Here is a 20,829-nt window from a genome sequence, read left to right on the forward strand (position 1 = left end):
GTCAGACTCCCTTGCTGACCGAGCTCATGTTGAAGTCGGGCACCCGCAGGGCGGGCATCGCGGCCCGGGTGAACCAGTCGCTCCACTCGCGCGGCAGCGTCTTCTCGGTCCGGCCCGCCTCCGAGGCCCGCGACAGCAGGTCCACCGGCGACTCGTTGAACCGGAAGTTGTTCACCTCGCCGACGACCTCGCCGTTCTCGACGAGGTAGACGCCGTCCCGGGTCAGACCGGTGAGCAGCAGCGTCGCCGGGTCGACCTCGCGGATGTACCAGAGGCAGGTGAGGAGCAGTCCGCGCTCCGTCGCGGCGACCATCTCCTCCAGGGAGCGCTCGCCGCCGCCGTCCAGGATCAGGTTCCCCGCTCCGGGGGACACGGGCAGCCCGGTGAGCGCCGCCGTGTGCCGGGTGGTGGTCAGCCGCTCCAGCCTGCCGTCCCGCACCCAGTCCGTCGGCGCGATCGGCAGACCGTTGTCGAAGACGGAGGAGTCGTCGCCGGAGGAGTGCGCGATCACGAAGGGGGCGGACTCCAGGCCCGGCTCGTTCGGGTCGCTGCGCAGGGTCAGCGGCAGCGGGGAGAGGGTCTCGCCGAGCCGGGTGCCGCCGCCGGGCTTGGAGAAGACCGTGCGGCCCTCGACCGCGTCCCGGGCCGTGGAGTTCCACAGCTGGTAGATCAGCAGGTCGGCCACGGCCGTCGGCGGCAGCAGCGTCTCGTACCGCCCGGCGGGCAGCTCGATCCGGCGCTCCGCCCAGCCGAGGCGGACCGCGAGCTCGGCGTCGAGCGCCGCCGGGTCGACGTCCTTGAAGTCCCGCGTCGAGCGCCCGGCCCAGGCGGAGCGCGTCCGGTCGGGGGACTTGGCGTTCAGCTCCAGGGTCCCGTTGGGCTGGTCGTGCCGGAGCCGCAGGCCCGTGGACGTGCCCAGGTAGGTGGAGGTCAGCTCGTGGTTGGCGAAGCCGTACAGCTCACGGCCGCCGGCCCGGGCCCGGGCGAAGGCCTCGCCGAGCGCCGGGGCGAAGTCACCGAACACGGCGGAGGAGGTCTCCGCGGGCGCGTCCGTGAAGTCGGGGGACGACGGCACGTCCGTCACCAGCGGCTGGGCGTCCTCGGCGGGCCCGGCGGCGCGGGCGGCGGCCTCGGCGGCCCGGACCAGCGGCTCCAGGTCGTCGGCGGTCACGGCGGACCGGGAGACGACACCGGAGGCGGTGCCCTGGGCGCCGTCGACGGTCGCGACGACCGTGAGCGTACGGCCCCGGGTCACACCGTTCGTGGTGAGCGCGTTGCCCGCCCAGCGCAGGTTGGCCGAGGACTCCTCGTCCGCGATGACGACACACCCGTCGGCACGGGACAGCTCCAGGGCCCGCTCGACGATCTCGTACGGCTTGCTGACGCGGCTCATCGTCCGGCCTCCTGCGTCGTGTTCAGGCTGTGCTTGCCCGGGGGGCGACCCCCGGACCCCCGGCAGATCGTGGGGCGGCTGCTCATCGTCCGGCCTCCTGCGTCGTGTTCAGGCTGTGCTTGCCCGGGGGGCGACCCCCGGACCCCCGGCAGATCCTGGAGCGGCTGCTCATCGTCCGGCCTCCTGCGTCGTGTTCAGAATGTTGACACCCCGGAAGAGGGCGGAGGGGCAGCCGTGGGAGACCGCGGCGACCTGACCCGGCTGGGCCTTGCCGCAGTTGAACGCGCCACCGAGGACGTACGTCTGCGGGCCGCCGACCTGCTCCATCGAGCCCCAGAAGTCGGTGGTCGTCGCCTGGTAGGCCACGTCCCGCAGCTGGCCGGCGAGCCGCCCGTTCTCGATGCGGAAGAAGCGCTGCCCGGTGAACTGGAAGTTGTAGCGCTGCATGTCGATCGACCAGGACCGGTCGCCGACCACGTAGATGCCGCGCTCCACGCCCCCGATCAGGTCCTCCGTCGACAGACCGCCCGGGTCCGGCTGGAGCGACACGTTCGCCATCCGCTGCACCGGCACGTGCGCGGGGGAGTCCGCGTGGGCGCAGCCGTTCGACCGGCCCAGGCCCGTGAGCTTCGCGATCCGCCGGTCCAGCTGGTAACCGACGAGCGTGCCGTCCTTCACCAGGTCCCAGCTCTGCGCCGCGACGCCCTCGTCGTCGTACCCGATGGTCGCGAGCCCGTGCTCGGCGGTCCGGTCCCCCGTCACGTTCATGATCGAGGAGCCGTACGCCAGCTTGCCGAGCTGGTCGAAGGTGGCGAAGGAGGTGCCCGCGTACGCGGCCTCGTACCCCAGGGCCCGGTCCAGCTCGGTGGCGTGCCCGATCGACTCGTGAATGGTCAGCCAGAGGTTCGACGGGTCCACGACCAGGTCGTACCGCCCCGCCTCCACGCTCGGCGCCCGCATCTTCTCGGCGAGCAGCCCCGGGATCTCGTCCAGCTCCCTGTCCCAGTCCCAGCCGGTGCCGGTCAGGTACTCCCAGCCCCGCCCGGCCGGCGGCGCGATCGTCCGCATCGAGTCGAACTCGCCGGTCGTCCCGTCGACGGCGACCGCCGTCAGCTGCGGGTGGAGCCGCACCCGCTGCTGCGTGGTGACCGTCCCCGCCGTGTCCGCGTAGAACTTGTTCTCGTGGACGGTGAGCAGCGAGGCGTCCACGTGCGCCACGCCGTCCGCGCGCAGCAGCCGCGCGCTCCAGTCCGCGAGCAGCGCGCTCTTCTCCTCGGCGGGCACGGAGAAGGGGTCGATCTCGTACGAGGAGACCCAGGTGCGCTCCTCGTGCACCGGCTCGTCGGCGAGCTCCACGCGTTCCTCCGACCCGGCCGCCGCGATCACCTTCGCCGACAGCTTGGCCATGGCCACCGCCTGCGAGGCGACCCGCGCGGCCCCGTCCATGGTCAGGTCGACGCCCGACGCGAACCCCCAGGCACCGCCGTGCACCACCCGCACCGCGTAGCCGAGGTCCGTGGTGTCCGAGGAACCGGACGGCTTGGCGTCGCGCAGCCGCCACGCGGCGCTGCGCACCCGCTCCAGGCGGAAGTCCGCGTGCTCGGCACCGAGCGCGCGCGCTCGGGCGAGCGCGGCGTCGGCGAGCGCCCGCAGGGGCAGCGCGACGAACGAAGGGTCGATCTGATGGACCACGAGCGGCCTCGCTCTCGGTGATCGGAAGGCGGCGGTTGATCTGTTCCGGAAGTCAATCACGGGACGGGTCGCCGAGGCGGCGCATTGAAGTGCGCCCACCGCGTAACCCGCGCCAACAGGACCCCCTCCAGACCGCGTTGAGCGACCGGAATAAGGCAGAGGCATAGCCCCTGTGTTGATGGGATGAGATGATCCACGCCATGCACGGGTGGGTGAACGGGGTCAGGTCCTGGCTGTCGTCGCTGGACGAGGACGCACTCAAATCCCTGCTGACCTGGCACCCGTGCCTACGGGGCGAGAAACACGCCCACAACTCGGACCGGCCCCTGCGCCCCTCCCCTCCCTCGCGGCGGGAACTCCACGCGGCGCGGGTGCGCCTCGCCAAGGCCCAGCAGGGACAGCTGACGAGCATCACCGCCTGCGGGCTCGTCTGGGCGGTGAAGGCGCTCCACACCGAGTACGGCTTCTCGCAGCGCGCCCTCACGGAGCCCACGCTCGAAGAACTCCTCGCCATGCTCACGGTGCTCGACCCGCCCCTCGCGCGCTGCGCCCTCTACGGGATGCTCCTGCCCGGCACGAGCCGACTGCCGGTGGGCCCGCTGGCGCGGGACCACGAGGCCGCGTTGCAGGCCGCCGCCGACAGCCCCCCGCCCCCCGACGCCCACGAGACGGGCCCACGCCTCGAAGCCGCGGAGACGGCCTCGGGAGGACCGGGGACACCCGGGGCCCTGGAGACGGCGGAGACGGCGGGGGCCACGACCGCGACCGCGGTCGCGGGGGTGACGGAGGCATTACCGGCCTTACCCGGCGGGCGACCGGCCGACGCCCTCGACGCACCGCCCGCCCCTGGTGCCGTCGGCACGGACGCCGACGCGCCGACGACCCACCCCGTGGAGGCCGCTCCCGTGTCCGGACCCGAACCCCTGGCCGACCTTCCCGCGACGCTCGCCCGGCTGAAGGCGGACGGCGAACGGCTGGCCGCCGTCCTGCGCGCGGCGGCGGACGCCGTGGAGACCGGACTCCTGCCCGCCGGCGCACCGGGCGACGGGGTGTCCGGCTGGACGGCTGAGCGCGAGCGGCTCGCCGCGGCGCTCGCCGCCGAGGGGCTCACCTGGGGACCGGACCTCGGGTACGCCGACGCCGGAGCCGGGTTGACCCGCCTGCGGGAGGCACGCGCCGAGCAGATCGGCGCCCTGCGCCGCAAGGCGAGCCGGTACGCCGAGCTCCTGGAACTGGCCGACGGCGAGGAGGAGGCCGCCGACCTCCGCCGCCACCTGCACCGCGCCGAGACACACCTGCGCGCACTCGGTGCCTCCGAGGACACGGCGCGCGGCGGTACGGCTCCGGAGACCGCGCCGGGTGAGGGTGCGGCCGCGGTGGCCGTGACGCGTGAGGGTACGGCCCCGCCGAGCGTGCCGGGTGAGGGTGCGGCCCCGGCGAGCGTGCCGGGTGAGGGTGCGGCCCCGGCGAGCGTGCCGGGTGAGGGTGCGGCCCCGGCGAGCGCGTCCCGTGAGGGCGCGGCGCACGCGGCTCCGGCCCCCGGGGCGTCGGCCGCCGACGCCGGAGACCCGCCGGAGGAGGCCCCGGCCGGACGGACCGAGCACGGCACCGGAGACGCGACCGCGATGACCGGCCGGGCCCGGGTCGGCGCGTCCGCGATCGAGGCCGTCCGCCGCGCGGTGGAACCCCCGCCGCCGTCCCCGCTCCTCACCCCGGCCCCCCTGCCGGCCCCGTCGGCGCAGCCGACGGCGTCCACCCCGGCCCCGGACCCGACCCCCGCGCCCGCCGCCGAACCGCCCGCCGCCGAGCCGACTCCCGCCGCAACGCCCACCTCCATCCCGGCCCAGGCCCAGGCCCCCTCCCCGGCCCAGGCCCAGGCCCCCTCCCCGGCCCCGCTCCCGCCCGCACCCCTCCCCGTCGAGGACGAGCCCTGGCCGTCCGGGGTCGACGCGCCCGACTGGGAGCCGTACGCGCCCTGGGACACCGGCAGCGAGCCGCCCGTCGCCAGGCTGCTGCGGGACGGGCGGATCGCCGAGGCGTACTGGATGACCGTGGCCTCCCACGAGAGCGACGTCCGGGCGCGGACGCTCGCCTTCGCCGCCGCCGCCTTCGGCTGCGTCTCGGACAGCGAGGCCACCCCCGTACAGATGGCGCACGAGCTCGACCCCGCGCTCGCCGCCCAGGACCGGGAGGCCCACCTCGTGGCCCTCTCGGCCGCCCTGCGCACCGGGCTCACCGCCCGCTGGCCGCACGGTCTGGTCAGCGGTTTCGTCATGCCGTCCGGGCTGACCGGCCCCTGGCAGCAGCTGCTCACCGTGCTCGTCGCCGCCGTCCGGGACGGCCGCGCCTTCGAGCCCGGCATGCTCCAGGGCAGCGCCGAGGGTCTGGAGGCCGCCACCCGCGAGGAGATCGGCCTGACCGCCCGGCAGCTCCTCGACGACCTGCCGCGCCGCAAGATGAAGTACCAGCGGGCGTCCCAGGTGCTCCAGTACCTCGTCGGCCCCTCGGGCCCGGTGCGCCAGGCGCTGAACGAGGTCATCGAGTGGTCCGGCCAGAGCCCGGCGCAGTACACCGGCACACCCGGCTTCCGCGCCCTCGGCGAGCAGCTGTGGCGGGCGGAGGACATCGACCGGGTCATCGAGGACACGGACGCCCTGTTCCGTACGTCGAAGCAGGCCAAGGAACCGATCACCGCCGGCGCGCTCCGGCAGCTGCACACCGCCTGCCGGTCCGTCGGCGAACTCCTGATGCGCGCCGAGGCCGCCCACGCCGCCGCCCGGCCGCACCAGGGCGTGAGCGACCGGGGCATCCCCGAACTGGCCTCGGTGCTCCGGCACCTCGCCGACGAGCCCGCCCCGACCGGCACGGGGGGCGCGGCGCTCGCGCTGCTGCGCGGCTGGCTGACCGGCGAGCAGGTGCGGTCCGTGGACGCCGCGGCCGACCGGCTCCGTGAGAACGGCGGCCCCGTCCCGTCCGCCGACTCCCTCCTCCGCCTGCCCGACCTGCCCCGGGACGCCCTGGGCGACCCGGACCTCGCCGACCCCCGTGCGGCCCGCCGGATCGCCGCGCTGCTGACGCCCCCCGACGCCGAGTACGCCCTCGTCCGCTACCTCGACGACGGCGACCTGCACCTCGCGAGGGCGCTGATCGCCGCGGTCGAGAGCGAGCCGGAGGAGTACGGCTGCACCGACCCCGAGTGGGGGGAGACGGCGGCCCGACGGCTCGCGCAGGGCCACGAGGACTGGCGGCGCGCGGTCGCCGAGCACCACCGGGCGGCGGCCGGACTGCTCGCCCAGATGCGGACGCTCAACCAGCTCTCGGCCGATCAGGAAAGGGAGTTCGGGGGCAGGCTCCAGGAGTTCGCCGACGGCGAGGAGTCGGGCCGCTACCGCTTCGCCGTGGACTCGCTGCGCGCCCTGGAGGCGGAGCTCGTCACCCTCGTCGCGGACTACACGCGGCAGCTGCGCGAGGACCTCGCCCAGCTGCGCTCCCGCCCGGACCGGGCCCTCTCCACCGCCGACCACGACCGCATCGCCCGCCTCGTCGACGAGGGGGACACGGTCACCGCGCAGGAGTTCCTCGCCCTCGCCACGAGCCACACGCAACTGCCGGAGCCGGGCGCCCGGTACGACGACGGCTCGGAACTCACGGCCTTCCTCGGCGGAGTCACCGCCCCCGACGCCCCGAAGGCCGGTGGCGAGGGCGTCGAGGCCGACTGGTGGGCGAAGCACTACGGGGACCCGGCGTCCTCGCTCACCCCGGCCGCCGGGAACGGCCTGGAGTCGTGGGCGGCCCTCTGCTCCCCGCAGGGCCGCCGCGGCGAACTGCCCCAGCACCTCTCCCAGCTCCTGCGCCTCCTCGGCCTCGACGTCTCCCCGGGCCGGGTCACCGCCGAGCGGGTCGCCCTCGGTCAGGGCATGCGCCGCTTCAAGGTGCGCGCGCGGGTCGCCGAACGCGCCGGGTACGTCGCCGCGCTCGGCTCCCGGGCCTCCTCGTACACCGTCCTGCTGATCTGGGAGGAGCAGCCGGCCGACGGCCCGCTCGCCCACCTGGAGGACGCCGACGTCGGAGCCAACATCGTGCTCTACCTGCATCCACTCGGCATGGAGGGACGACGGGGCCTCGCCGAGTCCGCGCGCTCCTTCGCCCAGCAGGCGCTGGTCGTCGACTCCGCGGTGATGGGCTGGATGGCCGCCCGCGCCCCCGGTTCCTTCCGCTCGCTGCAGCGCGTGACGCTGCCCTGGGCCGCGTACAACCCGTACACGCCGTTCGTCGCGGGCCTCGTCCCGCCGGAGGTGTTCTACGGCCGGGACGAGGAGATGCGGGAGGTCATGGGCCGCGAGGGCGGCATGTTCCTCTACGGGGGCCGTCAGCTCGGCAAGTCCGCGCTGCTGCGCCGGGTCGCGGAGATCTTCCCGAGCCGCGCCGACACCCATGTCGCCGTCTACCTCGACCTGCTGAAGGCCGAGATCGGGCACGCCGAGGCCCCCGACCGGATCTGGAGCCGGCTGGTCGAGGACCTCAAGCGCAAGGGCGTCTTCAACAGCAAGATGTCCGAGCAGGCAAACCCCGACGTCGTCGTCCGCAACATCCAGTCCTGGCTGGAGGGCGACGACACCCGGCGGATCCTGGTCCTCGCGGACGAGGCGGACGCCTTCCTCAACACGGACTCGCGCCGCGCCTACCGCGTCGGCAGCGAGTCGACCTTCCCCAACGTCATGCACTTCCAGCGCCTGATGGAGCAGACCGAACGCCGCTTCAAGATCGTCTTCGCGGGTCTCCACCAGGTCCAGCGCTTCGGACACCTCTCCAACGTCTCCACCGTGCACGGCGGCCCCGACGTCCTCGTCGGACCGCTCGGCACCCAGGCCGCTGTGCGGCTCGTCACCGAACCCATGGCCGCGCTCGGCTACTTCTTCGAACGCCCCGAGCTGGTCTGGCGGATCCTCGCCATCACCAACTACCAGGCCAACCTGGTGCAGATCTTCTGCCGGGAACTCGTCCGCGTCCTCCACGACCGCCCGTACACCTGGTCCGGGAACCCGGTCCGGATCACCGAGGACGACGTCCAGAAGATCGCCGCCTCGGAGACCGTCCGCCGCCAGATCGCCGAACGGCTCCGCTTCACCATCAACCTGGAGGACCGCTACCGGGTCCTCGCCCTGGTCATAGCCCTGCACAGCCTCAAGGACAACTACCGCGGCGACTACTCCGCCGGCGAACTCCTCCAGGAGGCCCGGGAGGCCTGGCCCGAGGGGTTCGAGATGCTCAGCGCCAAGCAGGCGCAGATCTTCCTCACCGAGATGGTCGGCCTCGGCCTGCTCATCCAGCTCGGCGACCGCTCCCGCTTCGCCGTCCGCAGCCCCAACGTCGTCAACATGCTCGGCACCCGCGAGGAGCTCGAACTCGAACTGCGCGAGACCGAGTTCGGCCTGCCCTACGACTACAACCCGCACGCCGCCCGGCGCATCCTCGGACGCGACTCCCGGGGCGTCCAGACCTACAGCCCGCTCACCGAGGAACAGCTCCACGAGACCGCCCAGTCCGGTGTCAGCCTGATCGGCACCACCGCGCTCCACCGGCCCGAGCTCGTCCGCCGGGCGGTCACCGCCTTCGCCGAGAACCGAGGCGTCGACGTCGTCCCGTACACCCACGGGGAAGACCTGGCCGCCCTCCTCAAGAGCCGCCGCCGCAAGGCCCATGTGATCATCGCCGACCTGCGCGGCGCCGCCACCGCCGCACTGCGCGAGACCGTCCGCTCCCTGCTCGTGCACGCCGGACCCGCCGCCGACCGGCTCGTCCGGCAGACCGAGCGGCGCAGCGGCGGCAACGAGAACCGCTCCGTGGTGGTCGTCGCCGACGCGGCCGGACTCGCCGAACTCGCCGCCGACGACGGGCACGAGGAGCTGGCCGTACGGTGGCTGCGCCCCGAGCGGTGGACGGCGGACGCCCTGCGCGCCTGGTCGGAGTGCCCCTTCGTGTCCCGCGAGGACCGCGACCGGCTCGTCGCCGCGACCGGCGGCTGGCCCCGCTGGATGGAGGCGGCGGTGACGGACGTGTCCGTGCACGGGGCGACCCTGGACAACGCCGTCGAGCGGATACGTGCCCTCATCGCCAGCCCCCGCAACATCGAGGAGCACCTGCGCCTCTCCGGACTCGACGCCCGGGACCTGGACCTCCTGGTGGCCTGGACGGGCTACGTGGGGGAGGGGCAGGGCGTGCCCCGCGACGACGTGGGGGCGGCGATCGAACGCTCCGACGCGGAGACCGACGCCTGGCTGCAGCACCTGGGCCGGCTCGGCGTGCTCGACGAGACGCCCGAGGGCTTCGCGGTGGAACCGGTCACGTACCGCGCGGTGCGGTCGCGGGCGTCCGCCGGGGAGAAGTGAGGTGACGGGGACACCGGCGCGCCCCGGGCCGCCGGCGCGGACGGGGACTCCGGCGGGCCGCCCGAGTGCACCGGCCCGCCCGGCGGCACCCGTCGTGCCTCCGGGCGATCTGCCGGGCGTACGGGCCCAGTTGCGCGGGGTCGTCGCCGACCTCGCCGCCGGGCGCAACTGCCTCTGGCTGGTCACCGACGCCCTGGTGGAGTCGGGGCTCGCGGACGAGCTGTACCGGGGGGCGCTGTCCGGGAGTCCGGTACGCGTCGACGTACCCGCCCCGGCCTCCGCACGCGCGCGCGTGGAGGAAGTGGAGGAAGAGGCAGGGGAGGCAGGGGTTCAAGGGGATCCAGGGGAGGAACCCGGGCCGGACGCGGCGGACACCGACGCGTGGGCGGACGGCGGCGCGTGGCCGGACACCGACGAACTGCCCTACCTCGACCTGCCCGACGACGGCTTCGACCTCGACCTCGGCTGGGCCCTGGAGGACCGCCGGCCCCGCGTGCCGGCACCCCGCGGGGAGCCCGCCGGCCCGCGTCACGACCCGCACGGCCTCCTCGCCCGCCTCGGCAAGGAACTCTCCGTCGACGCCGACGAGGCGGTCGCCGCCCTGGTCGCCCCCGACCGCGACCGCCGCCCGGTCGTCGGCATCCGCGCGTGGACGGAGGAGGACCACGACAGCGGTACGGGCACGGGCGCGCGTACGGGAGCCGGTACGGCCACGGGCACGGGCACGGCCACGGGCGCGCGTACGTCTGGCGCCGCCGTCCCGCCTGCCGCCGCCGTCCCGCGCGGCGCCGCTGTCCCGCGCGGCGCCGCCGTCGAGCGGCTGTTCCGCCTCCTCGCCGCCGCCGTCAAGGACGCCGGACTCCCCCCGGGCGAGCGCCCCCGCCTCCTCGTCGTCGCCCGCCTCCGCGACCTGCCGGAATCGCTCCCGGACGAGCTCCGGCACGGCCTCGGCGACACCGCCGTGCACTGGTGGTGGGGCGTGCTCGGCAGGCTCGACACCGCCACCGCCGTCGCGCCGGTCCTCGACCGAGGGCCCGACACCTCCGGCCGCGACCGCGACCCGCTCGCCGAGCGCATCCGCCGCGCCGTGCGGTCCGAGACCGTGGTCGAGGTCTGCGGCCCCGACCTGGAGCTCGCCCGGCTGCTCGCCCAGGAGTGGGACGGAGCCCAGCACACCCTCGGCGCGGTCCTCGGACGCTGCCTGGCGGCGTCGCCGCGCCCCGGTCCGGCCGACTGCCCGCCGCTGCGCCGGATCGGAGCCCTGCTCCGGCCGGGCCCCGAACTCCGCCAGGCGTGGGCCGGGGGCGCCGTCGTCTCCTGGGAGGGAAGACTCCGCGCGCACGTCGGCGTCTGGCATCCCACGGCGCCCACAGCCCCCACAGCCCCCACGGCGCTCGGGGGTCCTCCGGCCCCCACAGGCCCCACGGCCGCTCCGCGCCCCGCCCCAGACGGCGACGCGCGGGCCCGGCTCGCCGCGCTGGTCTCCCAGGCGCAGCAGCGCGTCCTGACACCGTGGATCGAGGAGGCCCGGCAGCGCCTCGCCGTACGGGCGCTCGGTCACCTCAACCGCCCGGTGGCCACCCTCGTCGCCGACTACGCCGACCGTCCCCCCGCCCATGCCGGCGGCGACCCGGAACGGGCCTTCCTGGAACTCCAGGTGGGCGAGCTGCTGCGCGCCCACATCAGCGGAGCGCTCTCCCTGCCCCCGCGCGACGCGGCCCTCCTGCGCCTCCTCGTCACCGCGCGGAACGTGCTCGCCCACCGGTCCGTGCTGTACGACCGGACACTCGACGAGCTGTGCGCCGAACTCTCCCAGGCGGACCTGAGGGCCTCCTAGAGCCGCAGAGGGCCACGTCAGGGGCGCCGCACGGCCGTCCCCGGGACGGTGAAGGGCGCCCGCTCGGCGACCCCGAGCTGTAGGGACCCGACAGTGACACCGGTATGCCACTGTCGGAGGTCGATTCCTCATGCGGAGGTCTATACCGATAGGTTTTCGGCTATCAGACCGCTATCGAAAGGGTGATCCGTTGAGCCGCTCGGTTCTCGTCACCGGAGGAAACCGGGGCATCGGCCTCGCCATCGCCCGCGCGTTCGCCGAGGCCGGCGACAAGGTCGCGATCACGTACCGCTCCGGCGAGCCGCCCGAGGGCTTCCTGGCCGTCAGGTGCGACATCACCGACGGCGAGCAGGTGGATCAGGCGTACAAGGAGATCGAGGACAAGCACGGTCCGGTCGAGGTCCTCGTGGCCAACGCCGGTGTGACGAAGGACCAGCTCCTCATGCGCATGTCGGAGGAGGACTTCACGTCCGTCGTCGACACCAACCTCACCGGCACCTTCCGGGTCGTCAAGCGTGCCAACCGCGGGATGCTGCGCGCCAAGAAGGGCCGCGTCGTCCTGATCTCCTCGGTCGTCGGTCTGCTCGGTTCGGCCGGTCAGGCCAACTACGCCGCCTCCAAGGCCGGTCTGGTGGGCTTCGCCCGCTCCCTCGCACGTGAGCTGGGCTCCCGCAACATCACCTTCAACGTCGTCGCCCCCGGCTTCGTCGACACCGACATGACCGCGGTGCTCACCGACGAGCAGCGCGCGGGCATCGTGTCGCAGGTGCCGCTGGGCCGCTACGCGCAGCCCGAGGAGATCGCCGCCGCGGTGAGGTTCCTCGCCTCCGACGACGCCTCGTACATCACTGGAGCCGTCATCCCGGTTGACGGCGGATTGGGCATGGGTCACTGATCACCATGAGCGGAATTCTCGAGGGCAAGCGCATCCTGATCACCGGTGTGCTGATGGAGTCCTCCATCGCCTTCCACACCGCGAAGCTGGCCCAGGAGCAGGGTGCGGAGATCATCCTCACCGCCTGGCCGCGGCCGTCCCTGACGGAGCGCATCGCCAAGAAGCTCCCCAAGCCCGAGAACGTCAAGGTCCTCGAACTGGACGTCTCCAACGACGAGCACCTCGCGCGTCTGGAGGGCCAGGTCCGCGAGCACCTCGGTGACCGTCTCGACGGCATCGTGCACTCCATCGGGTTCGCCCCGCAGGACGCGCTCGGCGGCAACTTCCTCAACACGCCGTTCGAGTCGGTCGCCACGGCCATGCACGTCTCCGCCTTCTCGCTGAAGTCGCTGACGACGTCGCTGCTGCCGCTGATGACGGAGGGCGGCTCGGTCGTCGGCCTCACCTTCGACGCGCAGTACGCCTGGCCGCAGTACGACTGGATGGGCCCGGCCAAGGCCGCCCTGGAGGCCACCAGCCGTTACATGGCCCGCGACCTGGGCAAGCAGAACATCCGCTGCAACCTGATCTCGGCGGGCCCGATCGGCTCCATGGCCGCCAAGTCCATCCCGGGCTTCAGCGAACTGGCCGCGGTGTGGGACAGCCGTTCCCCGCTGGAGTGGAACCTGGCCGACCCGGAGCCGGCGGGCAAGGGCGTCGTGGCGCTGCTCTCCGACTGGTTCCCGAAGACGACGGGCGAGATCGTCCACGTCGACGGCGGTCTGCACGCGATCGGCGCGTAACCGCTTCCCACAGCATTCGAAGGGCCGTGTGCCACCCCCTCGGGGGCGGCACACGGCCCTCGCCGTTCCGCAACTCCTGCCCGACTCGAAAAGTAGCGCGAACAACCCCAGACTGGGGCAGAGCGTGAGGTTCCTGCTGCTGACGGGGAGGAGGTACGGGCATGCGCGCGATACGTCACGGACTCGGCGCCTTCGCCTCCGTCGCCGTACTGCTCACCGGGATAGCCGTCGCCGCCGAGGTGCGGGCCGCCCCCGCCCCGGCCGAGGAGCTCCCCGCCTCCGCCCCGGCGACCGGGGAGCCGGAGAACTTCGGCGCCTCCTGCCGCACGGTGGTGCGGGGCTCCACCGTCACCGCCCACTGCCAGAACCCGTACCCGCGCACCGACCGGGTCCGCCTCCACGTCGAGTGCGAGCGCTGGTGGGACGTCGACTCCGACAGCGCCCCCGTGGACGTCGCCCCCGCCGACTACGGCAAGCTCACCGGCCGCTGCTGGAAGGAGGTCCGGTCCGCCTGGGTCACGCACCAGCCGGCGGACCGGGCTCCCGAGCCGGCTCCGGTACGGGGCTCCTGAGGCACAGGAAGGGGTAGCCGGCCGCCTCCGTCCCGGCCCGCTCGGCGTCGCCGTCCCGGATCGCGTCCACGAGGCGCGCGTGGTCCATGTGGTTCTCGGGCCGCAGCACCTGCCCCACGTCGTCCCGCAGCCACTCCCGCAGCAGATCGCCGAGGTCCGCGTAGAGCTCCGTGAGCACCTCGTTGCCCGAGGCGGCGACGACCGCGTGGTGGAAGGCCGCGTCGACGGTCACGAACCGCTCCGCGTCGCCGGACTCCCACGCCTCCTCGCGCCGTACGAGCAGGGCGTCGAGCTGCTTCAGGTCCCGCTCGGTGCGCCGGGCGGCGGCGAACCGTGCCGCGGCGGACTCCAGGGTCGAGCGCAGCTCGGCCACGTGCCGGGGGTCGGAGCCCGCGAAACGCCGGTGCATGACACCGGCCAGCTCGCTGGTGGCGATGACGTACGTGCCGGAGCCCTGGCGGATGTCGAGCAGCCCGTTGTGCGCGAGCGCCCGGACGGCCTCGCGCACGGTGTTGCGGGCCACGCCCAGCTGCTCGACCAGCTCTGGTTCGGTCGGGATGCGGGAACCGACCGGCCACTCGCCGGAGGTGATCTGGTTCCGCAGCTCGGCGATCACCTGGTCGGAGAGACCTGCGCGCCGGGGGTGACCGAGGGCCATGGAGCACCTTCCCCTTCGTTCTCGTACGGGATTGGACAATCAATCATCCCATGATTCTATGATGGCCTCATGCCTGACGAGCCGAAGACCCTCGACCCCGCCGTACGACCGGCACGGACCACCGCCCCGGCGACCACCACGGCGCCGACCGGAACGGCCGCCACCGCCGGAGATTCTCCCGCACCCGGCCGCACGCACCGCTGGACCCTCGGCCTCGTCACCGTCGGACTCGTCCTGGCCGCGCTCAACCTGCGCCCCGCCATCACCAGCCTCGGCGCCCTCCTCGAAGAGGTCAGCGGAGGCCTCCACATGAGCGGCACCGTCGCCGGAGTCCTCACCTCCGTACCGCCGCTCTGCTTCGCGGTCTTCGGCATCACTGCCCCCCGCCTCGCCCGCCGCTTCGGCCCCGCCGCCGTCGTCTGCGCGGGCATGGCCGCGATCTTCACGGGCCTCGTCCTGCGCCCCTTCGCCGGCGGCACCGTCGGCTTCCTCGCCGCCAGCGCCCTCGCCCTCATGGGCATCGCCGTCAGCAACGTCCTGATGCCGGTCATCGTCAAGCGGTACTTCCCCGACCGCGTCGGCAGCATGACCGGCCTCTACTCCATGGCGCTCGCCCTGGGCACCTCGCTCGCCGCGGCCGTGACCGTCCCGATGACCGACGCCCTCGGCGGCGACTGGCGCGTCGGCCTCGGCGTCTGGGCGGCCATCGCCGCGCTGGCCGTACTGCCCTGGATCCCGCTGGTACGCGACCGCGACCGGGCCGCCACGGGAGGCGGGACGACGACCACCGCCCCGGCCGGGACCGCCGCCGCGCCCCGGGTCTCCCGCAGCCGCACCGCCTGGGCCCTCGCCTGCTTCTTCGGCCTCCAGGCCACCGGTGCCTACATCACCATGGGCTGGATGCCGCAGATCTTCCGCGACGCCGGCGTCCCCGCCTCCACCGCGGGCGTGCTCCTCGCCGTCACCATGGTCATGGGCGTGCCGCTCGCCTTCGTGATCCCCCGGCTCGCCACCCGGATGAGGAACCAGGGCCCGATCGTCGTCGCCCTCGGCCTGTGCGGCCTCACCGGCTACACCGGCCTCCTCCTCGCCCCCGCCGCCGGAGCCTGGGTCTGGGCGCTGCTGCTCGGCGTCTCCAACTGCTCCTTCCCGCTCGCCCTCACGATGATCGGCATGCGCTCGCGCACCGGCGCCGGAGTCGTCCGGCTCTCCGCCTTCGCGCAGAGCGTCGGCTACCTCATCTCCATCCCCGGCCCCCTCCTCGTCGGCATGCTCTACCAGCACAGCGGCGGCTGGGGAGTGCCGATCGCGCTCATGGGCGGCCTCATGGTGCCGCAGATGATCGTCGGCACCCTCGCGGGCAGGGACCGGACGGTCGAGGACGAATGCTGAGATGCGAGACTGCTCCCATGCCAGTTCTCGAACCCAACCCCCCGAACGGCCAGAAGAAGCTGCTCATCGTCTTCGGCGCGATGATGGGCATCACGGTCGTCATCGCCGTCATCGCCTCGATCGCCTCTCCGTGAACCTCCTGAACCTCCTGAGCCTCCTGGACCCCGGGCACCCCGGCCCCCGGTAGGGGTAACCCCCGCATCCCCTAGGGGGCGGGTGTCAGGGTCAAGTGGGTGGATCACCGGATGGGCCGGGGGGCCCGCGATCCCTAGGTTGGAGACACCAGGGAAAACGGAGCCCACACCCACGGAGGCGGTCATGACGGCCCGCACGTACACCCGCGTCGGACCCCGCGCGACCGGCGTCGACACCAGGCTGCCCTGGTGGGCCCTCGCCCTCCCGGCGGCAGCGTTCGTCGCCCTCCTGCTGCTCATGACCGGGCCCGGTGGGGCCACCGCGTCCCTGGGTGAAGCCGGGGTCGGCGGGGTCGTGGAGCAGGTCCGGCAAACGTTCCCTCTCTGAGTCGGCGCCGCCCGTTTCGTGCGAAGCTGAGAACCATGAGCGTCGAAACACCTCGCAGGATCGTGCTGCTCCGACACGCCAAGGCGGACTGGAACCAGGAGTCCGACCACGAGCGACCCCTCGCCGAGCGGGGCCGCGCGGACGCCCCCGTGGCGGGCCGCAGGCTCGCCGGGACCGGCATCGCCTTCGACCTGGCCCTCTGCTCGACCGCCGCCAGGACGCGCGAGACCTGGAAGCTGGCCGTGCAGGAACTGCCGCAGCGCCCCAAGACCGTGTACGAGGACCGGCTCTACGAGGCCTCGCTCGGCGAGCTCATCGCCCTGCTCAACGAGACCTCGGAAGACGTCTCCGACGTCCTGGTGATCGGCCACAACCCCGGGATGCACGCGCTCACCGACGCCCTCGCGGGCGAGGCCGAGGGCGACCTCCTGGCCCGGGTGAACCGCAGCGGCTTCCCGACCTCCGCCTTCGCCGTCCTCACCTTCACCGGCTCATGGAAGTCCCTGGAGCACGGCGTCGCCCGGCTCGACGAGTTCTGGACCCCGCACGACTGATCCGCACACCGACCGGCCCGCCGGTCCGCACGCCCGATCCGTACGCGGAAGGCCCGGCCGTCACCTGACGACCGGGCCCTTCGCCGTACGGGCTCCGCCACCGCTCAGTGCAGCAGGTCCTCTTCGCCGCCGTCCGCGGCCTCGACCTCCTCGCGGGTGATCCCCAGGAGATAGAGGACGGTGTCCAGGAACGGCACGTTCACCGCGGTGTCGGCGGCCTGGCGCACCACCGGCTTGGCGTTGAAGGCCACACCGAGCCCGGCCGTGTTCAGCATGTCGAGGTCGTTGGCACCGTCGCCGATCGCCACGGTCTGCGACAGCGGCACACCCGCCTCCGCCGCGAACCGGCGCAGCAGCCGCGCCTTGCCCGCCCGGTCCACGATCTCGCCGGTGACCCGGCCGGTCAGCTTCCCGTCCACGATCTCCAGGGTGTTGGCCGAGGCGAAGTCGAGCCCGAGCCGTTCCTTCAGATCGTCCGTGACCTGAGTGAACCCGCCGGAGACGACACCCACCTGGTAGCCGAGCCGCTTGAGCGTACGGATCAGGGTCCGGGCCCCCGGGGTCATCCGCACCTCGGCGCGGACCTTGTCGACCACCGAGGCGTCGAGCCCGGCGAGCAGCTCCACGCGCGCGTGCAGCGACTGCTCGAAGTCCAGCTCACCGCGCATCGCGGCCGCCGTCACCTCGGCGACCTTGTCCTCGCACCCCGCGTGCGCGGCGAAGAGCTCGATCACCTCGTCCTGGATCAGAGTGGAGTCGACGTCCATGACGACGAGCCGCTGGGCCCGCCGGTGCAGCCCGGCGGAGACCACGGCCACGTCGACGCCGATGGCGTGGGCCTGGGTGGCGAGCGAGGTCCGCAGCGGCTCGGTCTCGCAGCCGGAGACGGCGAACTCGACGGCCGTGACCGGGTACTTCGCCAGCCGGAAGATGCGGTCGATGTTGCCGCCGGCCTCCGCGATCCTGGCCGCTATGGCCGCCGTCTGCTCGGCCGTGAGCGGGTGGCCGAGCACGGTGACGTGCGAGCGCCCCTCACCACGGGGCCGGTTGTCGCCCGTGCCGGAGATGATCTCGGCCTGCAGCTTCAGCGACTCGGCCCAGCTGTGCACGGTGGCCCGCAGCTCGCCCTGCGAGGCGACGGTCGGCTGCGTGACGAGCGCGCACAGGACGAGGCGGCCGCGGGAGACCACCTGCTCGATGTCCACGACGTCGACGGAGTAGGCGGCGAGGGTGTCGAAGAGTCCCGCGGTGATCCCGGGACGGTCCTTCCCGAAGATCTTGACGAGAAGGGTGGGAACGTCTGAGGTCTGCGATGCGCTCATGGTGGTTCCACCGTATCGGGCACCGCGCGCCGACCGACCCCCCGTCCCGCGTACCGGACACCCGACCGGTCGCGGGCCCGCCCCGGCGGCAGCGCGCGAGACCCTCTCCCGGGTCTTCACGCGGCCCGACTTTCGGAGAGGGGGCCGGGCCTGAAATAGTTCCCCAGGATGATTCGCATCCCTGGACTCCCCGCGACGGGGGTACATCGGGGGACAAGTAGTGGGGCATGGAGTGCCGGAACTCGTACTGGAATTGAACGGCAGGACCTGGACGCTCGATCCGTCCAGGTCGTACACCCTGGGCCGTGATCCCCAGGGTGACCTGGTGATCGACGACGCCAGGGTCTCGTGGCGCCACGCCACGATCAGCTGGGGCGGCCGGAGTTGGGTCATCGAGGACCACGGCTCGACCAACGGCACGTTCCTGCGGGGGCAGCGGATCCACCAGATGGAGATCGGCCCCGGGTCGGCCGTCCACCTCGGCAACGCGACCGACGGCCCGCGGCTGAATCTCGCCGCCGGAGCCCAGGGAGCGCCGCAGGCCCAGCAGCACGCCCAGCAGCCGCAGCCGCAGGCCCAGGCGGGCCGCCCCGTCGCGGCCCACCAGGCCGCGGAGCAGGCCGAGTGGATCACGCACCAGGCCCCGCCGCAGCACCAGGCGCCGCAGCACCAGGCCCCGCCGCAGCACGGCTGGCAGCAGCCTCCGCCGGCGCAGCCGCAGGTGCCGCACCAGCAGGGACACGGTCAGCACGGCGTCGCCGCGGGGGCGTCGTCGGCCTATGCCGACCGCAGTCCCACCACGTTCCACCAGCTGGCCCTCGGCCACGTCATGCGCATCGGCCGTGCCCTCGAGAACGAACTGGTCGTCTCCGACCTCCAGGTCTCGCGGAACCACGCGGAGTTCCACGCGACGCCCGACGGCCGCTTCGAGATCCGCGACCTCGGCTCGCACAACGGCACGTACGTCAACGGTCAGCCGATCCCCAAGGGCGGCACGGCCCTCCTCGGCCCGCAGGACATCGTCGGTGTCGGCCACTCGACCTTCCGGCTCGTCGGCGGCCAGCTCGAGGAGTTCGTCGACACCGGCTCCGTCTCCTTCTCGGCCCGCCACCTCACGGTCACGGTCGACGGCGGCAAGCAGATCCTCAAGGACGTCACCTTCGGCGTCCCGGAGAAGTCGCTGATCGGGGTCATCGGCCCGTCCGGTTCCGGGAAGTCCACGCTGCTCAAGGCGCTGACCGGCTACCGCCCGGCCAACGAGGGCGACGTCCTCTACGACAACCGGAGCCTCTACAAGCAGTTCGCCGAGCTGCGCCAGCGCATCGGTCTGGTCCCGCAGGACGACATCCTGCACAAGGAGCTGACCGTCCAGAAGGCGCTGCGCTACGCGGCCAAGCTCCGCTTCCCCGGCGACACCGCCGAGGCCGAGCGCGAGGCCCGGATCGACGAGGTGCTGCGCGAGCTGAAGCTCGACATCCACAAGGAGAAGAAGGTCACCTCCCTCTCCGGTGGTCAGCGCAAGCGCGTCTCGGTCGCCCTGGAGCTCCTCACCAAGCCCTCGCTGATCTTCCTGGACGAGCCGACCTCCGGCCTCGACCCGGGCATGGACCGCGACGTCATGCAGCTGCTCCGCGGCCTCGCCGACGACGGCCGCACGGTCCTCGTGGTCACCCACTCGGTGGCCGAGCTGGGCCTGTGCGACAAGCTCCTCGTGATGGCCCCCGGCGGCTCGGTGGCGTACTTCGGTCCGCCGGAGGAGGCGCTGAACTTCTTCGGCTACTCCACCTGGGCCGATGTCTTCTCCGCCTTCGAGAACTACCGCGACTACGACTGGGCGGGCCGCTGGAAGGGATCGCAGCACTACCAGCTGTACGCCGCGGACATCGACGCCGTCGCCGCGCAGCCCGTCCAGATGCCGCAGCACGCGATGGCCAGGCCGCCCAAGCCGCAGGGCTGGGGCTCCCAGCTGTGGACCCTGATCCGCCGGTACGTCTCCGTCATCGCCTCCGACAAGGGCTTCCTGGGCCTGATGGTCATCCTGCCCGCCGTCCTCGGCGCGGTCTCGGTGGTCATCCCGGCGGACTTCGGCCTGGGCTCGCCCACGCCGCCGTCCCGCTTCAACGGCGACGCGGGCACGATCATGCTGATCCTCGCGGTCGGCATGTGCTTCAGCGGCGCGGCCAACTCGGTCCGTGAGCTGATCAAGGAACGGGTCATCTACGAACGGGAGCGGGCCACCGGCCTCTCCCGCTCGGCGTACCTGATGTCCAAGGTCATCGTCCTCGGCCTCATCACGGCCTTCCAGGGCGTCATCATCTGCGGCATCGGCTTCTCCACCCGGCAGCTGCCGGAGGAGGGCCTGTTCATGCCGCCGGCCATCGAGCTGTGCGTCCAGGTGATCGCCCTCGGCCTCACCTCGATGATGTTCGGCCTGGTCATCTCCGCCCTGGTGAAGACCGCCGAGAAGACCATGCCGCTCCTGGTCATGTTCGCGATCATCCAGGTCGTCTTCACCGGCATCCTCTTCCAGGTGTACAGCTCGCCCGGCCTGGAGCAGTTCGCCTGGCTCATGCCCTCCCGCTGGGGCATCGCCGGCGCCGGCACCACGCTCGACCTGGCCCGGCTGATGCCGCCGTGGGACCCGAAGAACCCCACCGACACCGACCCGCTGTGGGAGCACACGGTCGGCCAGTGGAGCCTCGACCTCGGCATCCAGCTGTTCATGGCCGCCGTCTGCTGCGTCGCCGTGGCACGGCTGCTGCGCCGCCACGAGCCCGAGGTCATGCGCAAGTAGTCACCGGGCACGCCCGTACGCCGGAGG

General features: G+C 73.1%; 14 protein-coding genes. 10 read left to right on the top strand and 4 right to left on the bottom strand.

The genetic code is table 11. The annotated features are described in order from the left end of the window. Position 1: 1 nt before the first annotated feature. Together ACRRSS_RS09735 and ACRRSS_RS09740 are read right to left on the bottom strand one after the other, a co-directional pair. Positions 2–1,393 (bottom strand): metallopeptidase TldD-related protein, encoded by a 1,392-nt coding sequence (locus ACRRSS_RS09735; RefSeq protein WP_435970815.1) that lies wholly within the window; start codon positions 1,391–1,393, stop codon positions 2–4. Positions 1,394–1,561: 168 nt separating this feature from the next. Beyond that, complete coding sequence (locus tag ACRRSS_RS09740) at positions 1,562–3,085, bottom strand: TldD/PmbA family protein (protein WP_435970816.1); 1,524 nt, start codon at positions 3,083–3,085, stop codon at positions 1,562–1,564. Positions 3,086–3,285: 200 nt separating this feature from the next. Here ACRRSS_RS09740 and ACRRSS_RS09745 point away from each other — a divergent pair, with 200 nt between their 5' ends. The 5 genes from ACRRSS_RS09745 to ACRRSS_RS09765 all read left to right on the top strand — a co-directional run bounded on the left by ACRRSS_RS09745 (position 3,286) and on the right by ACRRSS_RS09765 (position 13,560). Beyond that, on the top strand, positions 3,286–9,474 hold the full coding sequence (locus tag ACRRSS_RS09745) for a hypothetical protein (protein ID WP_435970817.1): 6,189 nt from the start codon (positions 3,286–3,288) through the stop codon (positions 9,472–9,474). Positions 9,475–9,568: 94 nt separating this feature from the next. Further along, positions 9,569–11,311: a hypothetical protein gene (locus ACRRSS_RS09750; protein ID WP_435970818.1), complete on the top strand. Its 1,743-nt coding sequence runs from the start codon at positions 9,569–9,571 to the stop codon at positions 11,309–11,311. A gap of 190 nt (positions 11,312–11,501) precedes the next feature. Then, positions 11,502–12,206, top strand: coding sequence for a 3-oxoacyl-[acyl-carrier-protein] reductase (gene fabG, locus ACRRSS_RS09755; RefSeq protein WP_435970819.1), 705 nt, complete (start codon positions 11,502–11,504; stop codon positions 12,204–12,206). A 5-nt stretch (positions 12,207–12,211) separates the two neighbouring features. Next, positions 12,212–12,988: an enoyl-ACP reductase FabI gene (gene fabI, locus ACRRSS_RS09760; RefSeq protein WP_351909764.1), complete on the top strand. Its 777-nt coding sequence runs from the start codon at positions 12,212–12,214 to the stop codon at positions 12,986–12,988. 161 nt (positions 12,989–13,149) lie between these two features. Continuing rightward, complete coding sequence (locus ACRRSS_RS09765; protein WP_435970820.1) at positions 13,150–13,560, top strand: hypothetical protein; 411 nt, start codon at positions 13,150–13,152, stop codon at positions 13,558–13,560. Here the strand turns inward: ACRRSS_RS09765 and ACRRSS_RS09770 are convergent. Continuing rightward, positions 13,505–14,218 carry a FadR/GntR family transcriptional regulator gene (locus ACRRSS_RS09770; protein WP_435970821.1) on the bottom strand — a complete coding sequence of 238 codons (714 nt, stop codon included), beginning with the start codon at positions 14,216–14,218 and terminating at the stop codon, positions 13,505–13,507. The genes ACRRSS_RS09765 and ACRRSS_RS09770 overlap by 56 nt on opposite strands. 69 nt (positions 14,219–14,287) lie before the next feature. Here ACRRSS_RS09770 and ACRRSS_RS09775 point away from each other — a divergent pair, with 69 nt between their 5' ends. The 4 genes from ACRRSS_RS09775 to ACRRSS_RS09790 all read left to right on the top strand — a co-directional run bounded on the left by ACRRSS_RS09775 (position 14,288) and on the right by ACRRSS_RS09790 (position 16,686). Then, positions 14,288–15,610, top strand: a complete 1,323-nt coding sequence (locus tag ACRRSS_RS09775) for a CynX/NimT family MFS transporter (protein WP_435970822.1) — start codon at positions 14,288–14,290, stop codon at positions 15,608–15,610. Positions 15,611–15,627: 17 nt separating this feature from the next. Continuing rightward, positions 15,628–15,744, top strand: coding sequence for an SGM_5486 family transporter-associated protein (locus ACRRSS_RS09780; protein ID WP_351909772.1), 117 nt, complete (start codon positions 15,628–15,630; stop codon positions 15,742–15,744). A 184-nt stretch (positions 15,745–15,928) separates the two neighbouring features. Further along, entirely contained in the window at positions 15,929–16,132 is a 204-nt protein-coding gene (locus ACRRSS_RS09785; protein ID WP_435970823.1) for a hypothetical protein, read from the top strand. A gap of 35 nt (positions 16,133–16,167) precedes the next feature. Then, complete coding sequence (locus tag ACRRSS_RS09790) at positions 16,168–16,686, top strand: SixA phosphatase family protein (RefSeq protein WP_435970824.1); 519 nt, start codon at positions 16,168–16,170, stop codon at positions 16,684–16,686. 104 nt (positions 16,687–16,790) lie between these two features. Here ACRRSS_RS09790 and serB read toward each other — a convergent pair whose 3' ends face one another. After that, positions 16,791–18,008: a phosphoserine phosphatase SerB gene (gene serB, locus ACRRSS_RS09795; protein WP_435970825.1), complete on the bottom strand. Its 1,218-nt coding sequence runs from the start codon at positions 18,006–18,008 to the stop codon at positions 16,791–16,793. 220 nt (positions 18,009–18,228) lie between these two features. On the opposite strand from serB, the gene ACRRSS_RS09800 reads away from it, so the two are divergent. Beyond that, positions 18,229–20,802, top strand: coding sequence for an FHA domain-containing protein (locus ACRRSS_RS09800; RefSeq protein ID WP_435970826.1), 2,574 nt, complete (start codon positions 18,229–18,231; stop codon positions 20,800–20,802). The last annotated feature ends 27 nt before the right edge of the window (positions 20,803–20,829 follow it).

This window comes from Streptomyces sp. Qhu_M48 (genome assembly GCF_051305195.1).
Classification (GTDB): domain Bacteria; phylum Actinomycetota; class Actinomycetes; order Streptomycetales; family Streptomycetaceae; genus Streptomyces.

Excerpts from the sequence above, each read along its gene's own strand:
- ACRRSS_RS09735 (WP_435970815.1), bottom strand. The coding sequence starts at position 1,393 with ATGAGCCGCGTCAGCAAGCCGTACGAGATCGTCGAGCGGGCCCTGGAG.
- ACRRSS_RS09745 (WP_435970817.1), top strand. The coding sequence starts at position 3,286 with ATGCACGGGTGGGTGAACGGGGTCAGGTCCTGGCTGTCGTCGCTGGAC.
- fabI (WP_351909764.1), top strand. The coding sequence starts at position 12,212 with ATGAGCGGAATTCTCGAGGGCAAGCGCATCCTGATCACCGGTGTGCTG.
- ACRRSS_RS09765 (WP_435970820.1), top strand. The coding sequence starts at position 13,150 with ATGCGCGCGATACGTCACGGACTCGGCGCCTTCGCCTCCGTCGCCGTA.
- ACRRSS_RS09770 (WP_435970821.1), bottom strand. The coding sequence starts at position 14,218 with ATGGCCCTCGGTCACCCCCGGCGCGCAGGTCTCTCCGACCAGGTGATC.
- ACRRSS_RS09775 (WP_435970822.1), top strand. The coding sequence starts at position 14,288 with ATGCCTGACGAGCCGAAGACCCTCGACCCCGCCGTACGACCGGCACGG.
- ACRRSS_RS09780 (WP_351909772.1), top strand. The coding sequence starts at position 15,628 with ATGCCAGTTCTCGAACCCAACCCCCCGAACGGCCAGAAGAAGCTGCTC.
- ACRRSS_RS09785 (WP_435970823.1), top strand. The coding sequence starts at position 15,929 with ATGACGGCCCGCACGTACACCCGCGTCGGACCCCGCGCGACCGGCGTC.
- ACRRSS_RS09790 (WP_435970824.1), top strand. The coding sequence starts at position 16,168 with ATGAGCGTCGAAACACCTCGCAGGATCGTGCTGCTCCGACACGCCAAG.
- serB (WP_435970825.1), bottom strand. The coding sequence starts at position 18,008 with ATGAGCGCATCGCAGACCTCAGACGTTCCCACCCTTCTCGTCAAGATC.